The organism is Kibdelosporangium banguiense (assembly GCF_017876405.1).
GTDB classification, from domain to species: domain Bacteria; phylum Actinomycetota; class Actinomycetes; order Mycobacteriales; family Pseudonocardiaceae; genus Kibdelosporangium; species Kibdelosporangium banguiense.
On sequence record NZ_JAGINW010000001.1, the window covers coordinates 9,142,608 to 9,168,976 of the forward strand.

Sequence of the window (26,369 nt, forward strand, 5' to 3'; positions counted from 1 at the left end):
GGCTCGACGCCGCGACGCGCGGGCTGGTGCTGCTGTGGCGAGCCGCGCTCGTTGCTGTGCTGCTGTGCGGTATCGGGCTGTTGCCATGGCTTTCACGGACCGATCCCGCGCTGACGGTCCTCAAGGGACGGTCGTCGGACGTTGATCCCGCCCCGGATGCACTAGCGGCCGTCCGCAACGAACTCGGTCTGGATGCCGGGCCACTGCGCCTGCTCGCGCAGTGGCTGAGCGGTTTGACACAGGGTGACGCCGGCCGTTCCTGGGTCTCTGGGGCAGAGGTCATGCCGTCGGTGGTCAACGGCTTCGGAGTCTCGCTGTTGCTGATGGCCGCCGCCCTTGTGGTCGCCGTCGGCACCGCGGGAGCGATCTGCGCCGGTACCTTGCGGCTCGGCTCTCGCCACCAGTTGGCCGGGCGCGGGTCCGGCGGGAGCGGCGCGGCGATCCTCGCGGCGCTACCCGAGTTTCTCATCGCGTCCGTACTGGCCACTGTCGTCGGCGTCCAGCTCGGCTGGCTGCCTGCCGTCGGGTGGTACGGGCCTGCCTGGATGGTCCTGCCCGCGCTCGCGCTCGGCCTGCCCGCCGGGGCTGTCCTCGGACGCATGCTCAACGACCTGCTGCCCGCGGTTTTCACCGAACCGTGGGCGTTGGCCGCCGCCGCTCGTGGAATTCCCAGCCAGAGCCTCGCGCGGCAGGCACTGCGACTCGCCGTGCCCGGGTTGCTGCCGAACCTCGGCCTGTTCGTGGTCGGGCTGACCGGCGGTTCCGTCGCGGTGGAGCAGATCTTCGACATCCCAGGACTGGGCCAGCTGACTCTGCGCGCCGCGATCGCCCAGGACCTGCCCGTCCTGCAGACCGGCACGCTGGCCCTCGTCCTGCTCGCGGTCATCGCCGGGTTGTTCGCACGGTTTGGTGCCCGGCTACTGCTCGGACCGGCGCTGCGGGCGGGTGCGTTACAGTCGCTACACCGGCCGGTTCCTCTCACGCCTCGACGCCTTCCTTTGCTATATGGCGCCGTGCTGCTCGCCGTCGTCGTTGCCGGGCTGCTGCGTGACCCGTTGGCCGTCGATACCGCCTTTCGGCTGCGTGCACCAACCTGGGCGCATCCCTTTGGCACAGACGCACTTGGCCGCGATGTCCTGGCCCGCGTCGGACACGGCGCGCTCACCACGCTCCTGGTCGCCCTCGCAGTCAGCGCCGTCTCCCTGGTGGCAGGCGTGCTTTTGGGCGTACTCCCCCGGATATCCGGCGCATTGGTCGACACCGTCAGTGCGGTACCGCCTGTCCTGGCCGGGCTCCTGGTCGCCGGAATCGCGGGCAGCGGTCCGTTCACACCCGCGATCGCGGTGGCCGTCGTCGCCTGGTCGCCACTGGCGACGCACACGTCCGCCTTGCTCCGTCACGAACGCGCCACCAGCCATGTCGCCGCCACCCACGCTTTGGGCGCCACTCCCTGGTATGTGCTGTGGCGTCACGTGCTGCCCGCCATCGTGCCGCCCGTTGTCCGCCACGCGCTGATCCGCATCCCTGGTATCGCGCTTGCGTTGGCAGCGCTGGGTTTCCTCGGCCTGGGCGCGCAGCCCCCAGAACCGGAATGGGGACTGTTGCTCGCCGAGAACCAGCCATACGCCGAACGCGCCCCATGGGCAGTCCTGGCTCCCGCCGCGGTGCTGGCCCTGCTGGGCGCCTTCGCAGTGACCGCGGCAGGCGGAGTGCGATGGCCCGGTTCCGGCAAAGCCGTTGTGGTCACTGACAAGGAGCCTGCATGCCGCTGACCTCCCAGAGCCGCAAGCAGACTTGGCGCACGCTCCCCCGGCTCCTGCGGTTGCTGATCCTGACCCAGTTCGCCTTCAACATCGGCTTCTTCGCCGTGCTGCCGTTCCTGGCCGTGCACCTGGGGACATCCATCGGCATGGCAGGCTGGCTCGTCGGGTTTGTGCTGGGCTTACGCACCTTCAGCCAGCAAGGGTTATTCGTCGTCGGCGGCGCTCTCACCGACCGCTACGGCGTACGTCCCATAGTGCTCACCGGCTGCGTCATACGTATCGCCGGCTTCGTCTGGCTTGGCTTCGCACAAGAGACCATGACTGTCATCGGCGCCGTGCTGCTTGTCGGCTTCGCCGCCGCATTGTTCTCCCCCGCCGTGGAGTCCGAGGTCGCCCGGCAGGCAGTGTGCTGGGAACAGGAAACCGGCGGTTCACGTACCCACGTGCTGGCGCTGCTCACGGTCGCAGGCCAGGCCGGAGCGTTCACCGGCCCCTTGCTTGGCGCGCTGCTGCTCACAGTGGACTTCCGCGTAGTATGCCTGGCCGGCGCCGGAGTGTTCGTTATCGTCTTATGCGGACACGCATGGCTCTTGCCACAGCACATTCCCGGCCGCCCCAAGACACGCGGCCGTGGCGGTATAGGTCCTTTGCGGCGCAACCGCCGCTTCCTTGCCGTGTGCACTGCGTATGGGGCCTATCTGCTCGCATACAACCAGCTCTATCTCGCCCTGCCAGACGAAGTACAGCGCGTGGCGGGCTCTCAAACATCCCTCGCGTGGCTGTTCGCACTGTCCTCACTGCTGGTCGTGTGCGCCCAGCTGCCCGTCACCCGCTGGGTGACAGACCGGCTCGACTTACGGCGCTCCATGGCCGCCGGACTGCTGCTCATCGCAGCCGGGTTCGCAGTCGTGGCCGCAACACAGCACGCCGCTTTGGGACTCGCGCCCGCCGCAGCCTTCGTCCTCCTGCTCACCGTCGGCCAGATGCTCGTCGCCCCGGCCGCCCGCGCCTGGATCCCCGACCTCGCCGAGACCGGCAGACTCGGCCTCTACACCGGCGCGATGTCCTCCTTGTCCGGCCTGATCGTGCTCGCCGGCAGCGCGGCCACCGGAACCCTGCTCGACCTGAACGTGCCCCCGGCCGTGCCCTGGCTCGCCCTCGCCGCGGTCACCGCACTCCCCATCATCCTGCTGCCGTCCACCAGGCCCCCTCAGCATCAACGGTGATCACCAGCACATCACCCTCGACCCACTGGAGGCGTCATGCCTGTCCTTGCTCAAGCCGGGTGGACAACCATCGTCCATCGTGGACGGCAGCACGGATCTGCCCGACGAGTTCGCGGGCGACAACCTCGACCGCGGCCGTGACACGGCCAGCGCGTGGCATACCCAGCACGATCGAACGCCAGACCTCAGGCTCACACAGCGGAGCCGCGCTGAGCGTGCCGCCCTCGATTTCGTCGGCGATGCCGACCGCGGGCAGAATGGTCCAGCCGTGACCGCCTCGAACGAAGTGTTTCTGCAGAGACATCGAGTTCGTCTGGACCGCGACCTCGATGTCGGTCTCAGCCTGGCGGGCGGCCCTGGTGATCAAGGCGTGCAGGGCGTGCCCGGTGGCCGGCATGACGAGAGGGTGCGCCGCAGCCTCAGCGAAGGTGACGGGACGCGTGGCGTCCAGGCGTTCGGACGGGGGCGCGACGACCCAGAGTTGCTCGCGCACCAAGGGAGTCACGTTCAGCGACGGGGTGCTGGTCAGGTTGTAGAGCAGGCTCAGGTCCAGATCGCCGTCGTCGAGCCATTGCTGCAGATGTCCGGAGTAGGCGGTCAGCACACGCAGTTCGATACCGGGGTGGTCCCGTAGCACCGCGGAGACCAAGGGTTCAGCAAGAAGTTCGGCGGCACTTTCGAGCAGCCCGACCGTGACGATTCCGGTGATGACACCCTGGGTCGGAGCCAACTCCGCGCGAGCACGATCAAGCTCGGTGAGGGCGCGCCGGGCACGCTCGGCAAGATTCACACCGGCTTCAGTCGGGCGCATGCCCTGCCGGGTCCGCTCGAACAGCGGCACACCCAGTTCCTGCTCCAGCGTCCTGATCTGCCGGGTAACCGCCGGTTGCACCAGATGCAACAGCTCGGCCGCCCGGGTCACGCTGCCGACCTCCACGACCGTCACCAGCGCCTTGAGCTGCTTGAGATCCATCAGCGCCCTCCGGTCATCCCAGCCAGGCATGCCAGTATGACGAATCGGCATTTCACACGCCTTGACATCAGCACTCATGATAGCCATGGACCGGAACACTGCCCGAGAGGAACTCAGCCCTCGGTGAAATGGACATCCAGTGCGACGATGGAAAGGTTGTCCGGTGCGCCGTCATCGAACGACGCGTCCCGCAGCCCGAGGGCGAGATCCCGCAACCGGCGTTCCCGACAGAGTTTGCGGAAGTGAGACGCCTCCAGCACGCCGGTGATCCCGTCGGTACACAGCAGCAACCGTGTGCGAGAACCGCTGTACGGCACCTCCACGACGTGAGCTGAGACGGGGGTGTCCGGTGGGTCGCCGATCGCCTGGGTCACGACGCTGGTCGACTGACCAGCCGGGTTCAGCACCGCGTCGTCGGTGCTGACCTGCTCGACGAAGCCATCGGTGATCTGGTACACGCGGCTGTCCCCGACGTTGAAGCACAGCACCCGCTCGCGCTGCAGGATCACCCCGGCGACGGTCGTGCCCATTCCCTGCGTCTCGGCGCTGGCGCCTGCCTGAGCGTTCACCTTCGCGCTGACTGCCCTGAGCCCTTCGGCGACCCCGTCCACATCTGTCCACTGAGGATAGCCGGCGGCGATGTGTGCCAACGCGAGCCGGCTGGCCAGCATTCCTGCGGCATGCCCGCCGAGACCGTCCGCGACCGCACATACCAAGGGCGGAGCGAACACCGACCGCATCTCGACCACCTGGGCCCGCGGCGTCTGGCTGATCCACTCGAACATCAGCACCGCGTCCTCGTTGGCCTGACGCACCAGGCCACGCCCGGTCAGCGCTACCCCGCGAACCAGCCCCCGCGTCATGTCCGGTCCTCGGCCGACCGCACGACCGCCTTCAGATCCGCCGCGAACCGGAGCTGGTCACCGTCCCGCAACGGGACCGGCTCGTTGGGCGTGAGCTTGCGGGAGTTGACGAACGTGCCGTTGGTGGACGACTGGTCCCGGACGTACAGCGTCGAGTCTGTGGACCACAGCACGGCGTGGCGCCGGGATATGTTGTCGTAGTGCCGCACTTGCGGGACAAGCGGCCCGCAGTCCTCGGCCCGGCCGATCCAGACCTCCGCGGGACCGATCTCCACTGTGCCCCAGGGAAATTCGACCACGGGCAGCCGCCGTTCGGGCATGACGTCGTGCCGCGTCATCGGCGCCGGTGCGGCACCTAGCGAGTGCACCGGGCAGCCCTCGTCGTCGAGTTCCATGCCGCATCCCGGTTGCGGGCAGAGACTCGGCGGATCGGGGGTTTCCGCCACTTCCGGCGGCACGTCGGGAACAAGGAATTCCATGCAGTCCGGGCACAACCGGCGCGTGGTCTCCCCCATCGGCCCGTGCACCGGGCATCTCATGGCCGCCATGAGACACCCTCCAGCCGGATCCCGCGATCCGCGAGCATTCGTTCTACTTTGGACATCGCACTGCGCCCGGGCACCCCGATCAGCCAGATCCGCTCGTCGGCCACCTGAACCTGGATCGCCGGGGCGCTCGTCTCGGCCGACACCCACTCGTCATAACGGCTGTGTCCCAGCTCGGACAACGGAATCAGCCGCTGGTTGGCCGAACCCCGCCACACCAGATCCGTCGGCTCGCCCGCCCGGTAGGGACCGGTGACCAGTGCGTCGAGCGACCGGTACACCTCCGGGCACCGATCGGCGAACTCGTTCTCCTCGACACCGGTGTAGCACAACAGATCCCAGCCATACTCCCGCTGGAAACCGGCCAGCCCAGCGACCAGTTCGCTCAGCGCGGCAGGCTGTTCGGATGGTTCCCCACCACTGATCGTGACACCGGCGACTCCGGCGGGATCGACGGTGCCGCACCAGTCCAGTACCGCGGCGACCGCAACCTCGGTCTCCTGGTCGGCGGGCCACGTGTCCCGGGACACGCAACCAGGACAAGCGATCGTGCACCCCTGGGTCCAGATACCGATCCGGCGGCCGGGGCCCAGGGCGGTGACCGGGTGGTGGATCCGGGACAGACGCAGCCTCATCCCAGCACCAGCCGCCAGTTCTGGCCGTCCTGCTCGATGTCCTCGATCAGGACCGTGTCGCCCGGCGCGGGCGGGTGTGCGAAAAGGTGCCGGGCCAACGGGTTTACCAGGTGCTTCTCGATCGCCGAGATGATGCCGCGGCCACCGTTGGACAGGTCGTAGGTCGCCTGGTCGCGCAGTTCGGTCCGGGCCTGATCGGAGAACTTCAGCGTGGCCTCGTACCGGCGTGCCACGGTGGCGGCGACCCGCTCGATGGCCCGGTCGGCCAGTTCGGCGGCGACGTGTTCGCGGACGAAGTCGAACACCACGATGCTCTGCTGGACCCGGTTGAACAGCTCGGGCCGGCCGAGGAAGGTACGGAAGAACAGCTCGATGTGGCTGCGGACGAGCTCCTCGATCTGCGGCAGGTCCTGTTCGGCCGTCACGTTCACGCGGGGCTTGCCGTCGTCGTCGGGCACGATGATGCCGAGGTTCGTGGTGAACACGATGAGCGCCTCGGTGAAGTAGACCGTGCCGCCCTGCCCGTCGGTGAGCCTGCCGTCGTCCAGGATCTGCAGGAATTTGTCCAGCAGCCGCGGATGCGCCTTCTCGATCTCGTCGAACAGCACGACCCGGAACGGCTGCTGGCGGATGCCGTTGGTCAGCTCGCCACCCGCGTCGTGCCCGACGAACCCCGGTGGCGCGCCGATCAGGCGGGCCTCCGCGTGCTCGGCGGAGAACTCGCTCATGTCGAACCGCAGGTAGGCTTTCTCGTCGCCGAACAGCAACTCTGCCAAGGCTTTCGCCAGCTCGGTCTTGCCGACACCGGTCGGCCCGGCGAACAACAGCACACCGCGGGGCATGTTGCGGCTGGTGGTCTGCGCCCCGGCGAGCCCGGTCACCGATCGGGCGAGGATGTCCAGTGCCCGGCGGACCGCGTCCGGCTGCCCCAGAACCCGTTGTCCCAGCGTGGTTTCCGCCTGCATCAGCCGTTCACGCATGGCGTCGCCCTGCCAGGGGTTGTCCGGCACGCCGACGCGGTACGCGCGGATGGCGTCGTCGACCTGCTCGGCGCCGATGCCCGCCGCGTTGGAAAGCCGGACCACGTCCCGCATACTGCGAATGCGCATGCCGTGGCTGGATTCGGCGAACCGCCGCACCAGCCGGTCCCGATCCTCTTGCTGGGTGGGGGCGTCGGGCAACGCCTCGATCAGGTCCCCGGCGGTGCGCAGCCGCGCCGCCAGGTCCGGCTCGGGGATCGCGGTGATGCGCAGTGTGTGGTTGCCGGTGACGAACCAGGACGGCAGATCGTGTTCCCGGTCCAGCACCCAGAACACCGTGTTGTAGGCGGATCCGACCGGGGTGGACCGGTAGGCGAGCCGGTCGGCCGCGGACATCAGCAGCCGCTCCTCGGGCGAGAGCATCTCGCCGAAGAACAGCCGCGCGGCGTCGGCGAGGACCAATGCCACGGGTGGCTGGTCGGCCCGGCGCCGCTCCGGATCCACCACCGCGGTCAGCAGATCACGCAGCGACGTCAACGGAAGCTGGCGGTTCGGCTCGACACCGGCGTCCCGAAGCAGCTGCGTGACCGCAGGCACTTGTTGCCTCGGGGCGACCACTTCGACACCCACGCCGGTGTAATACGCCAGCATGGCGCCATATCCGCGGGCCTCGGCAACGCTCCACAACCCTTCCAACAGGGTCATGAAGCGGATCCGGCCGTCGCTGGCGGGGTCGGGCAACCGGTACAGGTCGTGCACGTTGCCGGTGAGCAGGATCTGGGGGTGCGCGCAGAGCGCGAGGTCGACCTCACGCAACCAGGGTGGCCGCTCTTCGGCCGATGGTGACGTCACAGGTTCCTCTCCTGGTACCGGACTTGCTGGGCTTGCTGGCGGGCCACGGGCAGCAGCTCGTCGGCGACCGTGGCCACGGCGAGGGTGCCTGGCGGCCGCGCGCCCAGCTCGGTCGACTTGACCCCGTGCCGGCGCAGCCGGGCGAGCAGGGTCGGGTAGTCGTCACAGAAACTCTTCTGGGCGTCGGTGTCTTCACCGGTGGCACGAACGGGCTTGCCCGCACTCCGGACTACCTGGGTACGGACGGCCTCACGGTCGCGGTCCAGCAAGACCTTGAGGCCGTAGCCTTCGGCGTTCGGGAGGTTCGTGTACGCGACGCCTTGGTCGGCCAGTACCGTCTCGAAGCCCTCACTCACCTCGTAACCCAGTTCTGCGAAGCTCATCCGGAGCGCGCCCGCGACCAGTTTGCGGCGGAAGGCCAAATCGGCCTGCTCGGCCACGTCCGCGACCTTGCCGGCCAGATCCGCCGGGACCTCGGCAGCGCGTGAGTTGATCAGACCGTCGATGTCCCGTTGCAGCGCGTGGGCCGCGTTCTGGTCGGCGGCCGGATCGGTGAGCAGGACCTCGACCTTGGCCCTCAACGCTTGCAATGCGATGCGGGCCGCGGCGACCCGCTCGGTCTGCTCCGCCAGTCTTGCGACTCTGCCCGCGAGATCCGTTGGGACGGCGGCGGCACGTGCGCTGATCAGCCCATCGATCTCACCGCACAGAGCCTCCACCGCGTCGTGGTCGGCGGCCGGATCGACCACAATGACCTCAACCCGTGTCCGTAGGAGCTTGAGTGCGGTATGGGCCTCGGCGACCCGCTCGGCCGCCTGCTTCTCGCGGCGAATCCTCTTCTCCAAGTCGGCAAGCAGCATCCGGGCGCGGGGTTCCGGCACATCCCCGAGGATCTCGGCCGCCAGCCGGTCGCAGGCTCGCCGCGTCTGCTGGGAAGCCTCGGCCGGCAGGTTCGCCAGCAGCTTGGCCACCCGCTCCGCCCTGGCCTTCGCTCGCTCCCCGTCCTCGACCTCCACATCCACTGTGGACGATTCGGCTCGGGTCACCGGCCGGTCGTAGGTCATCGGGGCGGCCACCGGTGCATCGGCGGTACGCAACTGTTCGGCCTGGAGCCGTTGCGCCCGCGCGACCGACTCACGAAGCCGGTTGCGGTGGGACGCCAGAATGGCCTCGGCGTCCGCGGTCGCCCGTTCGAGTTTGGTCCGTGACGAGTTGGCGCGGGCGCGTTGCCCGGCGGGAACCTCTTCCACCAAGTCACCGTAGACGCTGCGGTAAGCACGGGCTTCCGCCTGCAGCGCGGCCAGTTCCGCACGGACCGAGGCGTATTGTTCCCACGCGGCGCGCTGTTCGCGGCGCCGCTGCACCTCCGCCGACTCCACCACCACGTAACTGGCGGCGGTCACACTGCTCACGTTCGTGCCTCCATTGCGGTTCAGATCTCCAGCCAGGTCGAAACCGGGGTCGGTAGACCGGGAACGTGCCAGTCCAGCCAGATCTGGCCGGCCCGTGCCGCGAACATGGCGATGACCAGGCCGATCAGGACACGCTTGACTGTGCGGGCGGCCGGCCCGGGATCGCCGATCCGGCGGCGGCGAGCGAAGGCGACCATGCACCAGCCCGCGAGGGCGAACGCTATGGCCGCGCCGAACAGGACGGATGTGGGGGCCTGGGCCGCCGAGCCCTCGCCGCCGAACGACGAACCAAGGCGTACGAGCAGGTCCTGCACCCCTGACTGCCAGACCACAGGGAAGATCGCCAGCTGCGGGTAGCCCAACAGCCGCAGTACGGCCACCGCACCGGACAGGAAAGCCGCGATCCGGAATGCCCTTCGCGCGGCGGGCCAGGGCCGCGTCGGTCCGAAAAGGACGCATCCGAGCAGGATCGCCGCCGGAACCGTCAGGACGGTCTGCAACCCGACGGCCTGAGCGATAAGCACGGGCACTGGCATGGCGGTCCGCTCGTCGATCACCGCGCTCACCAGAACGGCGAGGATGACACCCAGGTAGAACACCACCATCGCGAGCGACCAGCTGAACAGGTCCCGCAGGCCCATCCGGGCGGACGCGCCCTGATGCCGGAGCAACTCTCCGCGCCGGACGGCCTTTTCCTGTTTCTCCGCCGCCCGTGCGCTCTCCCGCACGGCTTGGTCGTTCGCGGCCTGCCTGAGGACGTGGTGCTCGGTGGCCGACGCCAGGGCTAGACCGGCGAGTTCGTTCGGTGTGTCACCGCTTTCCTGTAGCAGGCGGGTCCACCATGCAGAGCCGTCCATCCCCCTCAGCCTGCCGAGCCTGGTTCGCTGGGTGGCCACATGATCGGGATCCACCAGGACCCGGATGAGGAGCGCCTCGGCGGTCGCCACGTCACGCTGATCCAAGTTGGGCATGCCATCCCGGCGCGCATCGTCGATCCGCCGTCGCAGCGCTTGGCGAGCCGGTTCCAGCCAGTCGGCGGCCGTGGTGAGCACGGCACAGCCGTTCGTACAGCCGGGATGGGCCGCGCATCGGTGCCGGCCGAACACCCGCAACAGGCGAGCGTCGATCTGGGACAGCAAGCGGGCCGAGTCCCGGTCGGTCATCGCGTCGTGCGCAAGGGACGCGATCCCGGCCGAGTCCATCGGCCTGCCCTCGTAACCGGGCCGCAACTCGGGCGCGACCCAGGCGATGAACCGCGCGACCCGCGTACCCGCGTCACGCCGGTCAGCCGGGTCCTTTCGGAACAGATCATTCGGCAGGGCCTCGGCGAGATCGGGAAAACTGGTGCGGAGCCACTCGCTCAGATCAAGCCGGTCGTCACGGCGCTGGAACAGACCACAAGCATCAACGAAGCTCCGGCTCATCGCACCGGCCACTTCGGACGGAGTGCGGCAAGGCAGGCCCGCGACCTCGATCGGCGGCGCCACCACTCGCCCCGATCGCGGCGCGGCCGTGCCGGTGTGCACCTTCGGCGACTTGTTGTCCAGCCACTGCTTGACCTGGTCACCCTGCCAGCGCTTGGTCGGATCCATGGTGAGCAGGCCCGCGCACAGCATGCGCCAGCGTGGATCCGTCACCTCGGTCAGGTCGACGCCGCCGGTGGTGGTGATGTGCTCGAACAGGACCTTGTCGTCGACGGCCTCGCCGTTCGAGCCCAGGTTCGGGTTCCGGCCGGTGAGCATCTCCACGACGATGACGCCGAGCGACCACCAGTCCTGTTCGGGGCCACGGCTGGGTTCCCACCACGTCTCCGGCGCCTGGTAGGCGGCGGTCCCGGCCCGCCTGCTCGACACCCGGGTGGCCCGGATCTCGGCCACCAGCCCGAAGTCGCAGAGCACCAGGTCGAGCGGGTCCTCGGTCCGGATCAGCACGTTCGCCGGCTTGACGTCCCGGTGCGCCAGCCCGGTCGAGCCGCGGTACACCACGTTGGAGTGCAGGTAGTCCAAAGCTTCCGTCAGCTCGATGAGCAGTTCGCGCACCCGGCTTCCGGGGAGTTTCAACCCCTCCCGCTGCATCAGGTCACGCAACGAGCCACCCGGGACGTACTCGAGCACCTCCCAGCTGACCGAGGTGCCGTACGCGTCGGTGTGGTCGCCCCACTCGTCCACCCCGACGAGATGGGCCGAATCGGCTGTGTGCAAGGCTTCCAGCAGCTTCGTGTCGGGCTGGATGGTGCTCCGGTACACCTTCACGACCCGGTCGGCGCCGTCGGTCCGCCGTCGTACCCGCATCACCAGGTGTGCCTCACCGCCCGCGCCCAGACTGCCACCGGGGACCGGCTCGTACCGGTCGAACACCGGCTTGGGCAAGCCACCGGTGTCGATTGACGTCTTGGCGGGTTCTCCGTCGTCGCGCCTGGTCGGGGGCGGTTGTCCCGCACTGACGTCGTCGCGCCGCGTGGAGCTCGTCCCCCGCGGAGCGTCCCGTCGTGTCGGCGCCGCGTCACTCATCGCCCATCCCTCCAACAGACCCGGCCATCGCCTCCGCCTCCGCCAGCCGTCCACGCGCCCGGCGGAACCGCTCACGCAGGACTGGATCAACCACTGTGGACAGTGCGGACTCCTGCCGCTGCAACGCCAAAGTGAGCAACACCGCGCGGCCCGTCTCAGCGGCCACGACCGCGTCGGCCGGACGGTCCGCGGCGATCGCCGCACGTACGGACCGCGCGGTCAGGTTCCGCGTCTGCCTGCGCAGCGCTACTTCGGCCGACTCACGGGTCAGCTGTGCGCGGGCTAACCGGTACAGGCAGGTCATCGCCCGCAGGTGTGCCTCCGCCCGCTCGGCGGCCGGTGCGTGGTGCCAGGCCCAGTTGGCCCAGCCCCATGCGGCGTCGTAGGCCCAGGTCACACTCACCTGTGCCGCGCTCTCCATCGCCGCCCGGGACCGCATCGACGCAAGCAGGAGATGCTCGGTCTCCTGCAAGGCAGCCGCGCGATGCTGGAAAACTGCTGCGATGCGCACATCGACGACGGCATGGAAGGACGAGTCCGGTGCCAGACTGCGTTTGAACACTTCCAGCGTGTCCGCAGCCGCGTCCAGGTCATCGATGCTGCTGTCCCGGTATGCCCGGACCATCAACGCTTCAGAGTGCGCGACTCGATTGGCGAGCGCGTCCCGCGAGTCGCGTTCGACGCTGTAGACCGCCCGCTCCAGCAGCCGGACCGCGTCGTCCAGATCCGCCGCGGTTCCGAGCCCTTCCTGGTATCGGTCGAGCAGACAGCGCCCTTTGATCACCCATGCTTCTTGGCCTGGTCCGAGCAGGGGATCGGTCAAGGCCTCCTCAGCAAGCTGGATGGCTTCGTCGAGATCCCTGCGGGCATCGTGGAGTTCGGCCAGCCGACGAGTGCGGTAGCGCGTGTGCAGCCCGGCTGCCAGGGAGACCAGCGTAATCACCCGCAACTGCCCAGCGGCGGGAGTGGCGGCCAGATCGGCTCGTTGACGCGCGATCGCGTCATCGAGCAGTTCAAGGTTTCCGTCCAACCCGAACGAGACAGTCCGAGCGACGCCCTTCATCGTGCTCGCCAACTCGGTCATCCGCTGGGACATCGGTCGGCCAGGCTCGGTTGGTGAGATCGAAAGCGCGCCGTCCGCCGCGGCGCGGCGGGGATCACCGCCGCCGACCAACTCCAGCGTCGTCGGGAGACCCGTCCGCATCATTTCGATGAACTGGCCTGCGTCCGGCACGAACTTCGCGATCAGGTCGACGTCGATCTCCGCCAGCAGATCCTGCAGCCGCTGGATGTTGGCGGGATCCTCCTTGATGCTGTGCTGGAACCGTGTGGCCATGCACATCGCAAGCGCCAGACTGACCATCCCGGCGGCCACCCGCGCCATGGTCGTCCTCGGCGAACCCATACGGTCGTGGGCGTGCTGGAGGACCTCGACGGCGCGGTTCACCTCGTTCTGGCCGCCGTAGTCGACGTAATGGGCGTACAGTGCGGTGCCGAGATTGACCACGAACATCAGGTTCGGCGGCGAGAAGTGCTTGACCTGGGACAACAATGTTTCGGCGACCGCGATCGCGGCAGCGGCGTCGCCTGGGTTGCGACGGGTGCACAGCATGGTGACGAGTAATTGCTCGGCCAGGGTGCGGGCCACGCGTCCGCGCGGCGTCAGCGCGATCACCTCGCGCAGGGCATCGATGCCTTCGTCCATCTCGGGCTGGCGCGGACCGTGGCGGCATTCGGCCATCAGAGCGGCGCCGAGCGCCAGCAGCGCCTCTGCCCTTTTCGCCCGGTCCCCGCCTGCCGCGCCGACCGCCGCCCTGGCCTGCTCCAGCCGTTCCTCAGCGAATTCAGCCGGAAATCGCCGCGCCAGTAAGGCGTTGATGTCGTCAGGTCCCATCTGGTTCCCCATTGGATGGCGGGCGGCTTATTTGACGATTCGTCTGCGCAATTGCGGACGTTAGCAGACGAGACACAACCGCGATCTCCCATCCTCCACCCACGGCTGGTTCGTCCGATGATCGGCGGACACTCACGTGACAAGAAGTGGACAATTGTCGACAGTCGGCCCACGAAAGCACTCGTCAGGCCGTTGTGCACAATTACCGGGTGTGTCCCAGGCCAAGATCACCAGCTCCAGCCCCCATACCACCGACAGCCCCTCCCGACGACCCGAAACGGACAACGCCGAACCATCGATCAATTCCGCATATCTGCGGGATTGCGTTCTCACCCTTTCGAGAATTACCCAAGCACGGTCGGAAACTCACTTCCGACTGTTTGCGACGACCTCGTTGCGGAGGCAGCCGATGGAAGCCGACCGGTTCGACGAAATCCAGCAGGCCCGCCGGGGGTTCGACGAGGTGGTCGCCGAGATCCGGCAAGTGCCCGGCCATGAGGACTTCCTCTCCGAACCGGCGCTGGCCGATATCCTGAACGCGGCCGACGATCATCCATTGTGTTATCTCACGGCGGCGGACTCCGACGGTGCCGCGTTGATCGTGCGCGACGGTGACGTGATTCCGGTCGTGCTGCCCATGCTGTCGGCGACGTCCACACGGGAACGCGTCGAGTCCCATCTGCGGCACTACCGAGCCTTCCGGCGGGATCCCCTGTCGCTGCCATCATGGACATCCGATGTTGACGACACGACGCAATGGTTGTGGGAAGCGGTAATGGCACCCGTGCTCTCGCTCTGCCCGGCCACGGAAATGACCATCATCACCGGCGGTCTACTCGGCCTTCTTCCGCTGCACGCGGCCTGGTTCCCGGACTCGGCCGCAGTGACCGGCCGGAGGTACGCGCTTGACGATGTCGTCATCAGCTATGTACCCAACGCGCGGTCACTCACGGTGGCCCGCGGACGCGCTCAACAGTCCACCATGGACACCGTACTGGCTGTCGCCGATCCACTTCCACGCCGCAAGGAACTGGATCCGTTGCACAGCGCCATCCATGAGGTGAATGCGGCATGTGACGGGTACACGTCGGTTCTGCTGAGCGGCTCCGCGGCGACGGCGTCGAACGTCCGCAGCCACCTGTCCACTGCGGACATCCTGCACTTCGCCTGTCACGGCATCGCCGATCTGGACGTCCCGGCCAACAGCCATCTGGTCCTGGCCGGTGACGACCGCTTGACGCTGCGAGATCTCCTGGGGATGGATCTGCGTGCCCGGCTCGCTGTGTTGTCGGCGTGCGAGACCTCCATGGCGGGCACGGACCTGCCGGACGAGGCGCTCGGCCTGCCCACGGGGTTGCTGCACGCGGGTGTCGCGGGTGTGGTCGCATCGCTGTGGGCCGTGAACGATCTGTCCAGCGCCATTCTGATGACCGAGTTCTATCGGCGGTGGTACCGCTCGGACTCCAGTCCGGCCAGGGCATTGCGAGACGCGCAGCAATGGTTGCGGGACAGCACGAATGCCGAGAAGGTGCATGCGGCGGAACAACTGCCCGCCGAGGTCCGTGACCACTTCCTGGACATGTTGCTGTTCCGGGAACCCGACGACCGCGACGAGGCCGCGATCCCGGTGTGGGCGGCCTTCGAGCACATCGGGGTCTGAGTCTTCTGCCGAAGGGGATCGAGTGAACGAGCACTACTGGCGGAACATGGCGACGGCGATCCAGCCGCACCTGCGGACCTTGTTCGCCGACGAGGCGACCGCGCTGGCGGTGGAAATCGAATTGGTGAAAGCGCTGGCAGAGAACGAGGATGCGATTCGCCGAATCCTCGCCGCGCATGCCGAGACACGGGCATGGGTGAGACAGCAGCGTGAAGCGGAGCAGAGTGGTTACCGTTCCGCGGTTCTCGCTGAGGATCCGCCGGAGCGGTATCTGCAGGTCCAGTTTCCTCAACGGGCCGCTGTGGGTGTGCGCGTGCCGTTGATCGTGCAGGTGATGCGCGCACTGCGGTCCGGCGCTCTGCAACTGCGGCCGTTCGAGGTCGGCGAGCGGGGCACCACCGTGTCGGTCAACGCGATGCCGTCCGAAGGCCTGCAAGGGATCGGTGATCTGGACCGCGATCTCACGATCCCGCCGCACATGGACTCGGATCCTTGCTCGTTCAGCTTCAGCCTGGTGTCCCCTGGCCTGCACAGCGTTGTGGTGCGGGTGTTCCTGGGTGGCACGTTCCTCGGTGAGATGTCCGTGCAGATCTCGGTGGAGTCCGATGCCGACACCGCGGACGCCGAGGTTTACACGGCCCCGATCGCCCCGATCGACCGCGAGCCAGGCGAGGTTACGCTGGTCGTTGGCAAATGCGCGGAGGGGTATCGGTTCCGGCTCGTATGTGACACCCCGTACGAGGGGGCACTTTCCGAGCGGCTGGGACGGGACGTGCGGTCACTGGTCGAACGGATCGCCCGCGAGACCCACGCCATGGCCAAGGACCGGTCGCCGTACGACTCTCCCGCGCACGCCCGGCGACGGCTGGCGAACCTAGGCGCCCACCTGTGGGAAGACGCGGTGCCCCAGGCGATCCGCCGTCAGGTCTGGGAACAGCTGCCTCGCATCACCGCGTTCTCGATCATCAGCGACCTCGACGTCACCCCGTGGGAGCTGTTGTACTCCGCAACCGACGACTTCGGCTTCTTCGTGGACAGGTTCCCGATGGTCCGCCGAATCGAACGGCAGCCGCACACCCGGCGGTTCCGGTTCGCCAGCGCCGCCTACGTCCTGTCGGAGCCCTCCCCCACCGGCGCCTTGACCGAGGTGACATCCATCCGCCAGCGGCTCGGCAGCGGCGTGGCCGACCGGGGCGTGCTCACGCACCTGCACCGGCTGTCGTCCCTGCTCGACGACGGCAACGTCAACCTCCTGCATTTCGCCTGCCACAACGGTTTCAATGCAGAGAGCGGCCCCAGGTTACGCCTGATCGGCGGCCCACTCGATCCCGAGGACCTGACCATCGCCGGCCAAACCGGAACGCTGCGCGACACAGCACCCCTCGTGTTCTTCAACGCATGCCGCAGCGGCAGCGAAACCCCAGCCCTGACCGGAATGAGCGGCTGGGCCAGCGGCTTCCTCCGGGCCGGCGCGGGAGCATTCGTAGGCACCCTCTGGGCCGTCCGGTCGACCACGGCCGCGCGCTTCGCCACCGCCTTCTACGACGCCCTCCTCACCGCCAGGCAACCTCTCGGCCAAGCCGCCATGACCGCCCGGCAGTCCATACTGGACGACCACAGCGACCCAACCTGGCTCGCCTACACCATCTACGGCAACCCTGCGGCCGTAGTGGACACAGTAGACTGATCCACATTGACGGCGTCACCTGACGCATCGCAGAACCGTCAGCGCGCCGGTCGCGGATTCACCGAGAACGAATGGCTCCGTTACGTCGGCCCGAACCTCGCCTACCGGCAGACATGCCCGTAACGGATGGAATTCAGGGCGAGTTCCTAGCGGAGGGCGTCCCAGAGCTCGGGGCGGCGGGTGAGCTCGATGAGCCGACGTTCCAGATCCCGGTAGCGGGGCTCGAGCCCGGACACGCCCCACAGCGGGGCGGTGCTCACGCCGTCGGCAGCGGTCGTGACCAGGGTGAGCACGTGTTCGGGCAGCCCATCGGCGTCCAGCTCCGCGTACAGGTCCTCGGAGTCGGCGCGGGTGAGCTCGACGACTGCGGGGACGGTCATGAGCTGCCCGATCAGCATGATCGCGTCGCGGACAGCGGCGTCGTCCTCAGTAGGTTCCAGCAGCGCCCGGATGTACGCGCGAGTGAGCCTGCCCGGCCCGGTGTCCGCGGGGTCCAGCCGGTCGTGGACGCTTTTGCGGAAGGCGGAGAGGTGATCCCTGGTCAGAGCGAGGATCAGCTCGTCCTTGTTGGCGAAGTGGTAGATCAGTCCGCCTTTGGAGACGCCGGCCTGGCGGGCGATCTCGTCCAGCGAGGCGTGGATGCCGCTGCGGCGGATCGCCGCAGCCGCGGCGTCCAGCAGGGCTCGTCGGGTGTCCTCGGGCGAGCGGCCCGCGGTGCGTCCCATCGTGTGATCTCCTCGCTGTCAGCTCGTCCCATTCTCGCCAACCGGCTCCGCCGTGGTTTCGGTGGTGCCTCGTGGGGACGGGATGAGCCACCACGCCATCAGGGCGGCGACGAAGGTGAGCGCGGCGGCCACCATCGCGGTGGTCTGCATCGCCGTGACGAACGCGCTCCGCGCCGAGTCAACGAGCGGGGAACCAGGATCGAGCACTGTCATCGCGGAAGCCAGCGAGTCCTCGACCCGCGCACGGACAGCGCCCGTGACCGTGTCAGGGATGCTCACCGTCGCCCGATACACGGCTGACAGCAGTGAGCCGAGCACCGCGATGCCCAGCACCACACCGAGTTCGTTGGCGGTCTCGCTGATCGCGGACACCGAACCGGCCTTGTGTGGTGGGGCAGCTGAGACGATCGCGTCGCCCGCCAGCGTCATCGACAGGCCGAAGCCGAGTCCGACGGCGGTGAGGGCGACGCCAAGCCACAGGTACGTGTCGTTGGACGCTGTGAGCGCGACCAGCACAAGCCCAGCCGCAGTGAGGATCAGGCCGGCGGCGATCGCACGGCCGCGACCGAGACGCGTGACCGCGACGCCGATGAACACGACCACCACGATCGACGCGATCGTCGACGGCAGTTCCGCCAGACCGGCCTGCAGCGGGGTGTAGCCACGGGCGAACTGGAGGTACTGGGAGAAGAAGAACACCAGTCCTGCGAAGGCCAGGATCGAGATGAGGCTGGCCAGGACCGCGCCGGAGAATGCCGGTACCCGGAACAAGTCGACGTCGAGCATCGGGTTGGCCACGCGCCGCTGGCGGCGCACGAAAAGAACACCGCCGGTGAGGCCCACGATCAAGCTGCCGATGACAAAGGCATCGACGCCCGACCCGACGACGTGCGTGATGGCGAACACGATCGGCACGATGGCGACCATCGACAGCACCGCGGAGACCACGTCGAACCGTCCCGGATTCGGGTCCTTCGACTCCGGCAGCAGCATGGTCCCGGCGACCAGCACGATGATCATGATGGGCACGTTGATCAGGAACACCGCGCCCCACCAGAAGTGCTCCAGCAGGAACCCGCCGACAAGCGGGCCGAGCGCGCCGCCCGCCCCGAAGGCGGTGGACCAGATCGCGATGGCCCGGGTGCGTTCGGCCGGGTCGGTGAAGATGTTGCGGATCAACGACAAGGTCGACGGCATCAGCGTCGCCCCGGCGACACCGAGCAGAAGCCGCGCCACGATCAGCATCTCCGCGGACGGCGAGAACGCGGCCAGGACCGACGCCAGCCCGAACGCCACGGCACCGATCAGCAGCACCCGCTTGCGCCCGAACCGGTCCGCGAGGCTGCCCATCAGCACCAACAGCCCGGCCAGCGTCAACGAGTAGATGTCACCGATCCACAGGATCTGCTCCGCGCTGGGCGCCAGCGCCTCCGAAAGTGCAGGCACCGCCAGGGAAAGGACCGTGTTGTCCACCGACAGCAGCAGCACCACAGCCGCCAGCACGGAAAGCGCCGCCCACCGGCGTCGCGGAGAGAAGGGCCGCGCACCTGTGGTTATCGCCGAGGTGTCAAGCATGCCTGAAACTTTACCGACCAGTCGGTGCAGTTTTCAACGTGACGGTCGCCTCGCCTCAGCCTCAGCCGGGCTGGAAGAAGGCGAGCATCTTCTGGGCGGCGTCCGGCGACATCAGCAATTGCTGTACATCCTCGGACATCCGGGCGGCGGCGCTGGTACGTTCGAACATCTCGCGTTCGTATTCCCTTACGGCTGCGGGAAAATCGTCCGGATGCGCGGCCAGCGCGAGACCGAGCAGGGCGCCGTCGAGCAGCGCCATGTTGGCGCCCTCCCCCACTGGCGGCATCAGATGCGCGGCATCTCCGAGCAGTGTGACGTCCGACCTCGACGGCCAGGTCAGGCCGATGGGGAGAGTGGTGATCGACCGCGGCACGACCGTGTCGTCACAGGCCGCGATCAGCGCGGTGAACCGTGCGTCCCAGCCGGAAAGCAGATCGATCAGCCGCGCCCGGGCCGCGGCCGGGTCGTCGAATGGGATCCCAGTGGTGGCAAACCAGTCCTCGGCGGTGTTGTAGAAGCTGAGGCCGATGCGAACGCGGCCGTCGCCATTGCGCTGCGCCGCCAGGGACATTCCGTTGCCGAGCACCCAGTAGTTACCGCGTCCGACCATCGCCGCGAGGTCGGGGTGCGTGCGGTCGATGTCGGGAATGCCGACCTCGACGACGTTCTGGCCGATATGCGCCGGACGGGCGTCGGTGAGTAGTGCACGGACCCGGGACTGCGCGCCGTCCGCCCCGACCAGCAGGTCATATGTCGCGCTGCTGCCGTCGGCGAAGTGGAGCAATCCGTTGTCAGCAGACGTGAATGCGTGCCCCCAGCGCACGACGTCCTCAGGAAGGGAATCCAGCAGCAGGTCACGCAGATCGGCGCGGTCGACCTCTGGTCGAGCGAGCGGGGCGTCGTCAGGCGTGTCCTCCTGCAGCAGCAGGGTGCCATCCGGCTCAAGAAGACGCAGGTCCTGGCCTTCCCCACGGGCGATCGCGTAGAACTGGTCGATCAGACCGGCCTCGCGCAGCGCCCGCTGGCCGGAGTGGATGTCGAGCATGCCGCCCTGGCCGCGCGCATCACGTGACGATTCACGTTCGTACACAACGGCTTCCATGCCGTTCACATGCAGTACCCGGGCAAGAACCAAGCCACCCAGGCCGGCTCCGACAATCGCGATGGTCATGATCACGCCTCGATTCACCGTATCGGTCAATACACTGTATCGCAGTATGCGATGTATTGTCAGCGCATGTTGGTGTGGGAGCGGCCGGAGCCGCCGGATCGACCGGTGCCGGCCCCGCTGAGCAGGGACCTGATCGTCCGGACGGCGCTCCGGCTGGCCGATGTGGACGGCCTGGACGCGGTGTCGCTGCGCAAGGTCGCCGCGGCGCTGGACGTCGGGCCGATGCGGCTGTACGGCTACATCGCCACCAAGGAGGAGTTGCTCGACCTGATGGTCGACGCGGTCTACGCCGGGATCCAGCCGGCCGGAGACAGTTGGCGGGAGGTGCTGCGCTCTCTGGCCGAAACCACCCGGCAGGCCGTTCACCAGCACGAATGGCTCGCCGACCTGATCGGCGGGCGGCCCCAGCTCGGGCCGAACACACTGGACACCGGCGAGACCATGCTGGCCGCGATGACCGGCGTCGACCTGGACACCGTCGTACCGGCGGTCGCCGCGGTCAACGCGTACGTGATCGGCGCGGTACGCCGGGAGATCACCGAGCGGCGTGCCGAGCGGGCCTCCGGAATGGACGAGAAGCAGTGGCAGGCCGCCTCCGGGCCTTATCTGGAGCGAACCTTCGCCACCGGCCGGTTCCCCGCGCTGGCCAGGGTCGTACGCGACGGCCCCCACCTGGACGCCGGCCAGACCTTCTCGATCGGCCTCGACTTCCTGCTCGACGGCATCGAGGCCCGCATCTCAGGCTGAAGTCAGTCCTGCGTGGCCTCGGTGAAGAACTCCGGTGGCGCCTGCAGGTCGTGAGCGCGGAACAGGACGGCGTGCTCGACGCCCATGGCCTTGCCGCTCATCGCGGTGAACTTCGGGATGAAGTCCTTAGGGGCGGGGTGGTCCGGAAGCGCGGCCAGGTACGCGGCGTGCGCCTCAAGCGACGCCACGCCACGGCGCAGCGGCTCACCCGTGACCTCGACGCCGTGGGTCACGCCGGAGCCGACAAGCCCAGGGACGATGTACCAGCGCACGGAGTGCGGTTCGAGGCCCTCGTCGTCGACCTGCTCGGGAAACACCCACCGGTTGCCCGCGTCGCGCATCGCGTCCAGCGTCGCGAGCCCGGCCGCGCGATGGTCGGCCTGGTCGAAGCCAAAGGGCGTCTCGATCGCGTAACTGGTGCCGAGGACGACATCGGGCTTGAACCGGCGGATCTCCCGGCAGATGTCCCGGCGCAGATCGAGGCCGTACACGAGCACACCATCCGGATGTTCGAGGACGGTCAGGTGCTTGACGCCAACGACGGCGCAGGCAGATTGCTGCTCAGCGACACGCAGGCGAGCCGTCTCCTCGGGAGGGTTCGGCATGCCCGCCTCGCCACGGGTAAGCAGGAGATAACCGACCTCGATGCCACGCGCGGTCCAGCGGGCAACGGCCGCGGACGTGCCGTACTCCATGTCGTCGGGATGCGCGACGACACAGAGCACACGTTGGAAGGACTCCTCAGGAAGGGCAGGCAATGTCATGTCGGCCATCCTTCACCCGATCTGCTCAGCCAGCGCGACCAGGATGCCCGCGGGCCCGCGGAGGTAGCAGAGCCGGTAGCTGTCCTCGTACTGCACCACTTCGCCGACGAGTTCGGCCCCGTGTGGCCGCAAGCGTTCGAGGATGTCGTCCATGTCCTCGACGGCGAACATGATGCGGTGCGCGCCCAGCGTATTCGCCGGAGCATGCGGGTCACCGTTTCGGCTCAACGGCGTGTGGTACTTGGTCAGCTCGAGCCGCGCGTGGCCGTCCGGGGTGCGCATCATCGCGATGTCCGATCGAACTCCTTCGAGCGCGACAAGGCGATCCACCGCGCTGCCCTCGACCGTCGCCTCGCCTTCCAGCTCCAGTCCGAGTTCGACGAAGAACGCCTTCGCAGCCGCGAGGTCGTCGACGACGATGGCGATGTTGTCCATCCGCCGGATCGAGCCTCGCCGGTCGATGTGGTCCATCATGGTCTCCTGATCAGGCTGGCCGCCAGGTTCGTGGTCAAGCGCCGACACCTATCAGTGGTCGGCAAGCATGGCAATGCGGGAAAGGTAACAGCGGCCGGTTCGCCGGGAACGCCATGACGTTGCGTGGCTGGTGGTATTCGTTCCGCGTGTCTCTTATCGACAGTGATCTCGCCGCGATCATCCGCGCGTACCGGACCTGTGAGTTCGCCACCCTCGCCAAGGACGGTACGCCCATGGCGTGGCCTGTCTCGCCTCTGCTGCGTGCGGACGGGACGTTCACCTTGACGACTTCGGTGGGTTTTCCGCAGAAGGCGTTCAACATCCGCCGGGACGGCCGGGTCGCGTTGCTGTTCTCCGAACCACACGGCAGTGGTCTCGCGCAGTCTGAGCAGGTGCTCGTGCGGGCGACGGCGACCTGTCCGGACGAGATCGTCACCACGCCCGGCGACCTCGCCGAGTACTGGTCGATGCTGTTCCAGCGACAGCCGTCGAGCCGGGCGTACCTGAACCGGCTGATGCGGCCGGTCGTGGACTGGTACTTCATGCGGCTGGTCATCACGATCGCGCCGACTCAGGTGATCACCCACCCACCCGTGGCGCAAGCCCAGCCGATCCCGGGTTGCGATCTGCCGGGATCGGCTGTGCTGAGCGGTTTCCCCAGTGCGGTGCTCAGCGCGCGTGACCCCGAAGGTGCCCCCGTGCTGGCGCGCGTCCACCCGCAGCCCGGCATGACCGGCTACCACGTCGACATACCTGACGACATCACCGTGACCAGCGGTCCGGCAAGCCTGCTCGTGCACCGCCATGATGACAAGCTCGCCAACCTGCGATTCGCCCTGGTCCGCGGATCCCTGGCAGACATTGACGGCCAGTGGCAACTGACCCCGACACAGGTCGTCGACCCTGCAAGCTCAGCACTGCGCACGCTCAGGCGAACCCAGCGCAGCACACGGGAATATCTCCGCCGACGCAACCTGCCACGCCCCCGCATCGACTGGGCGGAGTTCGCCGCAGTGGCATCAGCCGCCAAGCGTTGACACCGAAGGAATCGAGACGTGACGAATACCGAAGCGGCGGTCGCGGCTGCCCATGATCTGAGCCTGCCCTACCTGGCCGGACTCACCGACACACGGATAGCGACCCTGGACTCCCTGCCTGACGGAGCACACGTCGTGGACATCGCCTGCGGCACTGGGGAACCGAAGCGAGTACCAGGCGCCGTCCGGCAGCTACCGCGTGCCGGCGGCCTGCCGCATGATCACAGCCGAGCTGTCGGCAGAGCCCACGATCTGCGCATCGCCGCGAGATGCGGCACAGTGACTGGATGGGTATCTCCCGCCGAGAGGGCGCTGTACTCATCGGGATAGTCGTCGTCGCGCTGGTGTGGTCGGCGATCGGCGCCCACAGTCTTGGTACGTGGGCGCTCGAAGTCGTCTGGATTGTCATCGGTGCGCCGCTGGTGATTCTCAACCGCACGCGGTTTCCCCTGACGCGGCTGGTGTTGTGGCTTCTGGTGTGTCACGCCATCGTCCTCTGCTACGGCGGGCACCACACATACGCGGAGACTCCACTCGGTAACTGGTTTCAGGATCTGTTCGACACCCGGCGCAACAACTACGACCGCTTCGCGCACTTCGTGCAGGGCTTCGTACCGGCGATCCTGGTACGTGAGCTGCTGCTGCGCCTGACGCCGCTGCGGCCGGGCGGTTGGACGTTCACCCTCACAGCCGCGGTGTGCCTGTCCATCGCGGCGTGCTTCGAGTTCGTGGAGTGGGCGGCGGCCGTCGTGCTTGGCGCCGCGGCCGACGACTTCCTTGGTACACAAGGCGATGTCTGGGACACACAGTGGGATATGTTCCTCTGTTTGTGCGGCGCGCTGATCGCGCAGTTGTTGCTCCGCCGCGTCCACGACCGTCAGCTCGCGGGCGTGATGCAGCCCGGGCCCAACCCCGGCCAGAACCGTGACAGGTCTTCGGCGGGGTCAGGGCAGTAGGTCCATCCTAAGCAATGAGAACGACCCCCGTCTCGGGATCGAGATCGTCGATCTGGAAGCGTGCGCTGTGGAGCTGAGCTGGAAAGCCGATCAGGCGCAGCCCACCGCGTCCGTGGTGAAGCTGCTCATCGCGCTCGACCTGATCGACAGGTCCGGGGTGCCCACGGGCGACGAGCTTGAGGGATACTTCAGCACCATCACCGAGATGGTGCTCGATCACGCCCGCCAGTCCGGCATCGAGATGACCGCGGCAGAAGCCCACGCACAGGCAGTGGCGCTGTTCTGCCAGCTGGTCGGCGCGATGGTGGTCTCCCGCGCTGTCGCCGAGGCCGACCCCGGACTGTCCGACGAAATCCTGACTATCAACCGCAAACAGCTCAGAAACAGGTAAAGCAGGTACCGGATGCGGAGCCCGGCCGAGCGCGTCATGACAGCCTGTTCGTTGTAGCCGGTCGGCTACCGCCGTCCTTGCGAGCTGGCAACGGGCTATCTTGACTCACGATCGATGGGAGTTGGCTGAGTGGCACGTCTTCATGTCGGTTGCGCGATGTGGACCCACAAGGCGTGGCCCGGGCGGTTCCTGCCGCAGTCGCTGCCGGCCAAGCAGCGCCTGCGTGCCTATGCCGGCTGGTGCAACGCGGTCGAGGGCAACACCACCTTCTACGCGACCCCCGCCCGGACCACCGTCGAGACGTGGGCGCAGCAGACCGATCCAGGCTTTCGGTTCGTGCTCAAGCTGCCCAAGGTCGTCACACACGAGCGCCGGTTGGCCGGTGTCGAGACCGAGATGCGGGCGTTCCTGGATGCGATCGAACCTCTCGGCGAACGGGCGGTCCTGTGGACCCAGTTGCCCGGCTCGTTCGGCCCTTCGGACGTCGATGCCCTCGGCCGCTTCCTGCGCAGGCTCCCCGCTGACCTCCGGCGCGCCGTGGAGGTGCGTCACCCCGGATTCTTCACCGACGCCAACTCGACGTCACTGTTGGAGAGGACGCTCGCCGACGCGAACGCCGAATGGCTGCCCTTCGACACCACGGTCTTCTTCCAGAGCCCGCCGACCAGCGAGGCCGAGCAGGATGCCTGGGCCAAGAAACCGCGGCTGCCGCGGCGGACACGGGCCCTGACCGACCAGCCGATTGTCCGCTACCTGGGCCGGGACTCGATCGAGGAGACGGTCAAGGGGTGGCGGCCCTGGACCGCGGTGGTCGCCGGCTGGCTGCGCGAGGGCCGGTCACCGACGGTTTTCTTGCATACTCCCGACAACGACGACGCGCCCGCGCTCGCCCGCCGATTCCACGACGACGTGCGAACGCTCGTGCCCGGCCTCGACCCACTGCCCGAGCCCGAGCCGGTTGAGCCCGCGACCCTGTTCTGAGCGCGGACAAACGATGTGCATTGGTAGACGACGTGTCACACGGTCAACCTGCCTGCCAGGACCCCGGCCGTGATCAGCAGCCCTGGTGCGACGGCCAGCCAGAAATCGACTCGGCGTGGCCGCAAGGCTGGCCTGCGCCACGTCAGCCGGGCACCGTATATCGCCGCGAGGGTGCCGGCGAATCCCATGAGTCCCGTGCTCATCGCCGTGAGTACGGACATCGGGACATACGCCATGTGCTGGGACGCCCAAATGAAGATCGCGCTGAGCAGTCCGCCGAGGATCGTCAGGCCGCCCAGTCCCTGCAGGCCTTCGAGGAGGGAGTCATGAGCCTGCTGATCTGAGACTTCGGCGTCATGCGCCAGTTCGGTGAGCGTCCCGCGATACCGGGCCAGTTCCGTGTCGGAGTAGCGGCTGAACACAAGGACCGCAAGAGGAAGGACACGGGCGGTCATGACCACACCAGGATCGCCACGACCACCCATGTCTCTGCTCCTTCAGACGCGACCCGACGCTACCGGCAGCCCCAGCAGACACCGTAGGCGTAC

24 protein-coding genes are annotated in these 26,369 nt (G+C 67.8%); 10 read left to right on the forward strand and 14 right to left on the reverse strand.

The features are described from left to right. Positions 1 to 26 precede the first annotated feature (26 nt). Together JOF56_RS41555 and JOF56_RS41560 are read left to right on the forward strand one after the other, a co-directional pair. On the forward strand, positions 27 to 1,772 hold the full coding sequence (locus tag JOF56_RS41555; RefSeq protein ID WP_307855489.1) for an ABC transporter permease subunit: 1,746 nt from the start codon (positions 27 to 29) through the stop codon (positions 1,770 to 1,772). Next, entirely contained in the window at positions 1,763 to 2,989 is a 1,227-nt protein-coding gene (locus tag JOF56_RS41560; protein WP_209645083.1) for an MDR family MFS transporter, read from the forward strand. Before JOF56_RS41555 ends, JOF56_RS41560 begins: the two co-directional genes overlap by 10 nt. 34 nt (positions 2,990 to 3,023) lie before the next feature. On the opposite strand, the gene JOF56_RS41565 is transcribed toward JOF56_RS41560, so the two are convergent. The 8 genes from JOF56_RS41565 to JOF56_RS41600 all read right to left on the reverse strand — a co-directional run bounded on the left by JOF56_RS41565 (position 3,024) and on the right by JOF56_RS41600 (position 13,653). Next, entirely contained in the window at positions 3,024 to 3,962 is a 939-nt protein-coding gene (locus JOF56_RS41565; protein WP_209645084.1) for a LysR family transcriptional regulator, read from the reverse strand. 113 nt (positions 3,963 to 4,075) lie between these two features. Continuing rightward, positions 4,076 to 4,825: a PP2C family protein-serine/threonine phosphatase gene (locus tag JOF56_RS41570; protein WP_209645085.1), complete on the reverse strand. Its 750-nt coding sequence runs from the start codon at positions 4,823 to 4,825 to the stop codon at positions 4,076 to 4,078. Next, entirely contained in the window at positions 4,822 to 5,373 is a 552-nt protein-coding gene (locus JOF56_RS41575; RefSeq protein ID WP_209645086.1) for an FHA domain-containing protein, read from the reverse strand. The genes JOF56_RS41570 and JOF56_RS41575 overlap by 4 nt, the downstream gene beginning before the upstream one ends. After that, positions 5,361 to 6,005 (reverse strand): 4Fe-4S single cluster domain-containing protein, encoded by a 645-nt coding sequence (locus tag JOF56_RS41580; RefSeq protein WP_209645087.1) that lies wholly within the window; start codon positions 6,003 to 6,005, stop codon positions 5,361 to 5,363. The genes JOF56_RS41575 and JOF56_RS41580 overlap by 13 nt, the downstream gene beginning before the upstream one ends. Continuing rightward, positions 6,002 to 7,837, reverse strand: a complete 1,836-nt coding sequence (locus JOF56_RS60380; protein ID WP_209645088.1) for an AAA family ATPase — start codon at positions 7,835 to 7,837, stop codon at positions 6,002 to 6,004. The genes JOF56_RS41580 and JOF56_RS60380 overlap by 4 nt, the downstream gene beginning before the upstream one ends. Then, on the reverse strand, positions 7,834 to 9,249 hold the full coding sequence (locus JOF56_RS41590) for a coiled-coil domain-containing protein (RefSeq protein ID WP_209645089.1): 1,416 nt from the start codon (positions 9,247 to 9,249) through the stop codon (positions 7,834 to 7,836). The genes JOF56_RS60380 and JOF56_RS41590 overlap by 4 nt, the downstream gene beginning before the upstream one ends. Before the next feature lie 20 nt (positions 9,250 to 9,269). After that, complete coding sequence (locus tag JOF56_RS41595) at positions 9,270 to 11,759, reverse strand: protein kinase domain-containing protein (RefSeq protein WP_209645090.1); 2,490 nt, start codon at positions 11,757 to 11,759, stop codon at positions 9,270 to 9,272. Further along, positions 11,752 to 13,653, reverse strand: coding sequence for a hypothetical protein (locus tag JOF56_RS41600; protein WP_209645091.1), 1,902 nt, complete (start codon positions 13,651 to 13,653; stop codon positions 11,752 to 11,754). The genes JOF56_RS41595 and JOF56_RS41600 overlap by 8 nt, the downstream gene beginning before the upstream one ends. A 409-nt stretch (positions 13,654 to 14,062) precedes the next feature. On the opposite strand from JOF56_RS41600, the gene JOF56_RS41605 reads away from it, so the two are divergent. Next, the gene (locus JOF56_RS41605) at positions 14,063 to 15,313 is read left to right on the forward strand and encodes a CHAT domain-containing protein (protein ID WP_209645092.1); all 1,251 of its coding nucleotides are present in this window, start codon (positions 14,063 to 14,065) and stop codon (positions 15,311 to 15,313) included. A 22-nt stretch (positions 15,314 to 15,335) separates the two neighbouring features. Continuing rightward, positions 15,336 to 17,000 (forward strand): CHAT domain-containing protein, encoded by a 1,665-nt coding sequence (locus tag JOF56_RS60385; protein WP_209645093.1) that lies wholly within the window; start codon positions 15,336 to 15,338, stop codon positions 16,998 to 17,000. Between the two features lie 146 nt (positions 17,001 to 17,146). On the opposite strand, the gene JOF56_RS41615 is transcribed toward JOF56_RS60385, so the two are convergent. The 3 genes from JOF56_RS41615 to JOF56_RS41625 all read right to left on the reverse strand — a co-directional run bounded on the left by JOF56_RS41615 (position 17,147) and on the right by JOF56_RS41625 (position 20,471). Continuing rightward, positions 17,147 to 17,725, reverse strand: a complete 579-nt coding sequence (locus tag JOF56_RS41615) for a TetR/AcrR family transcriptional regulator (RefSeq protein ID WP_209645094.1) — start codon at positions 17,723 to 17,725, stop codon at positions 17,147 to 17,149. Between the two features lie 18 nt (positions 17,726 to 17,743). Further along, positions 17,744 to 19,300 carry an MFS transporter gene (locus JOF56_RS41620; protein ID WP_209645095.1) on the reverse strand — a complete coding sequence of 519 codons (1,557 nt, stop codon included), beginning with the start codon at positions 19,298 to 19,300 and terminating at the stop codon, positions 17,744 to 17,746. Between the two features lie 61 nt (positions 19,301 to 19,361). Beyond that, complete coding sequence (locus JOF56_RS41625) at positions 19,362 to 20,471, reverse strand: FAD-dependent oxidoreductase (protein ID WP_209645096.1); 1,110 nt, start codon at positions 20,469 to 20,471, stop codon at positions 19,362 to 19,364. Positions 20,472 to 20,537: 66 nt separating this feature from the next. On the opposite strand from JOF56_RS41625, the gene JOF56_RS41630 reads away from it, so the two are divergent. After that, on the forward strand, positions 20,538 to 21,218 hold the full coding sequence (locus JOF56_RS41630) for a TetR/AcrR family transcriptional regulator (RefSeq protein ID WP_209645097.1): 681 nt from the start codon (positions 20,538 to 20,540) through the stop codon (positions 21,216 to 21,218). A gap of 2 nt (positions 21,219 to 21,220) precedes the next feature. Here the strand turns inward: JOF56_RS41630 and JOF56_RS41635 are convergent, their stop codons facing one another. Next, positions 21,221 to 21,991, reverse strand: a complete 771-nt coding sequence (locus JOF56_RS41635; RefSeq protein WP_209645098.1) for a PIG-L deacetylase family protein — start codon at positions 21,989 to 21,991, stop codon at positions 21,221 to 21,223. Positions 21,992 to 21,994: 3 nt separating this feature from the next. Further along, on the reverse strand, positions 21,995 to 22,453 hold the full coding sequence (locus JOF56_RS41640) for a VOC family protein (RefSeq protein WP_372448400.1): 459 nt from the start codon (positions 22,451 to 22,453) through the stop codon (positions 21,995 to 21,997). A gap of 116 nt (positions 22,454 to 22,569) precedes the next feature. Between JOF56_RS41640 and JOF56_RS41645 the strand changes: the two genes are divergently transcribed. From JOF56_RS41645 to JOF56_RS41665, 5 genes are all read left to right on the forward strand, one after another. Further along, the gene (locus JOF56_RS41645; RefSeq protein WP_209645099.1) at positions 22,570 to 23,493 is read left to right on the forward strand and encodes a pyridoxamine 5'-phosphate oxidase family protein; all 924 of its coding nucleotides are present in this window, start codon (positions 22,570 to 22,572) and stop codon (positions 23,491 to 23,493) included. Between the two features lie 18 nt (positions 23,494 to 23,511). Continuing rightward, entirely contained in the window at positions 23,512 to 23,823 is a 312-nt protein-coding gene (locus JOF56_RS41650) for a hypothetical protein (RefSeq protein WP_209645100.1), read from the forward strand. Further along, complete coding sequence (locus JOF56_RS41655) at positions 23,781 to 24,449, forward strand: DUF2238 domain-containing protein (protein ID WP_209645101.1); 669 nt, start codon at positions 23,781 to 23,783, stop codon at positions 24,447 to 24,449. The genes JOF56_RS41650 and JOF56_RS41655 overlap by 43 nt, the downstream gene beginning before the upstream one ends. A 67-nt stretch (positions 24,450 to 24,516) precedes the next feature. Continuing rightward, on the forward strand, positions 24,517 to 24,840 hold the full coding sequence (locus tag JOF56_RS41660) for a hypothetical protein (RefSeq protein ID WP_209649137.1): 324 nt from the start codon (positions 24,517 to 24,519) through the stop codon (positions 24,838 to 24,840). Between the two features lie 129 nt (positions 24,841 to 24,969). Continuing rightward, positions 24,970 to 25,821: a DUF72 domain-containing protein gene (locus JOF56_RS41665; protein ID WP_504739850.1), complete on the forward strand. Its 852-nt coding sequence runs from the start codon at positions 24,970 to 24,972 to the stop codon at positions 25,819 to 25,821. A 35-nt stretch (positions 25,822 to 25,856) separates the two neighbouring features. Here JOF56_RS41665 and JOF56_RS41670 read toward each other — a convergent pair whose 3' ends face one another. Next, entirely contained in the window at positions 25,857 to 26,306 is a 450-nt protein-coding gene (locus JOF56_RS41670) for a hypothetical protein (RefSeq protein ID WP_209645102.1), read from the reverse strand. Positions 26,307 to 26,369 lie beyond the last annotated feature (63 nt).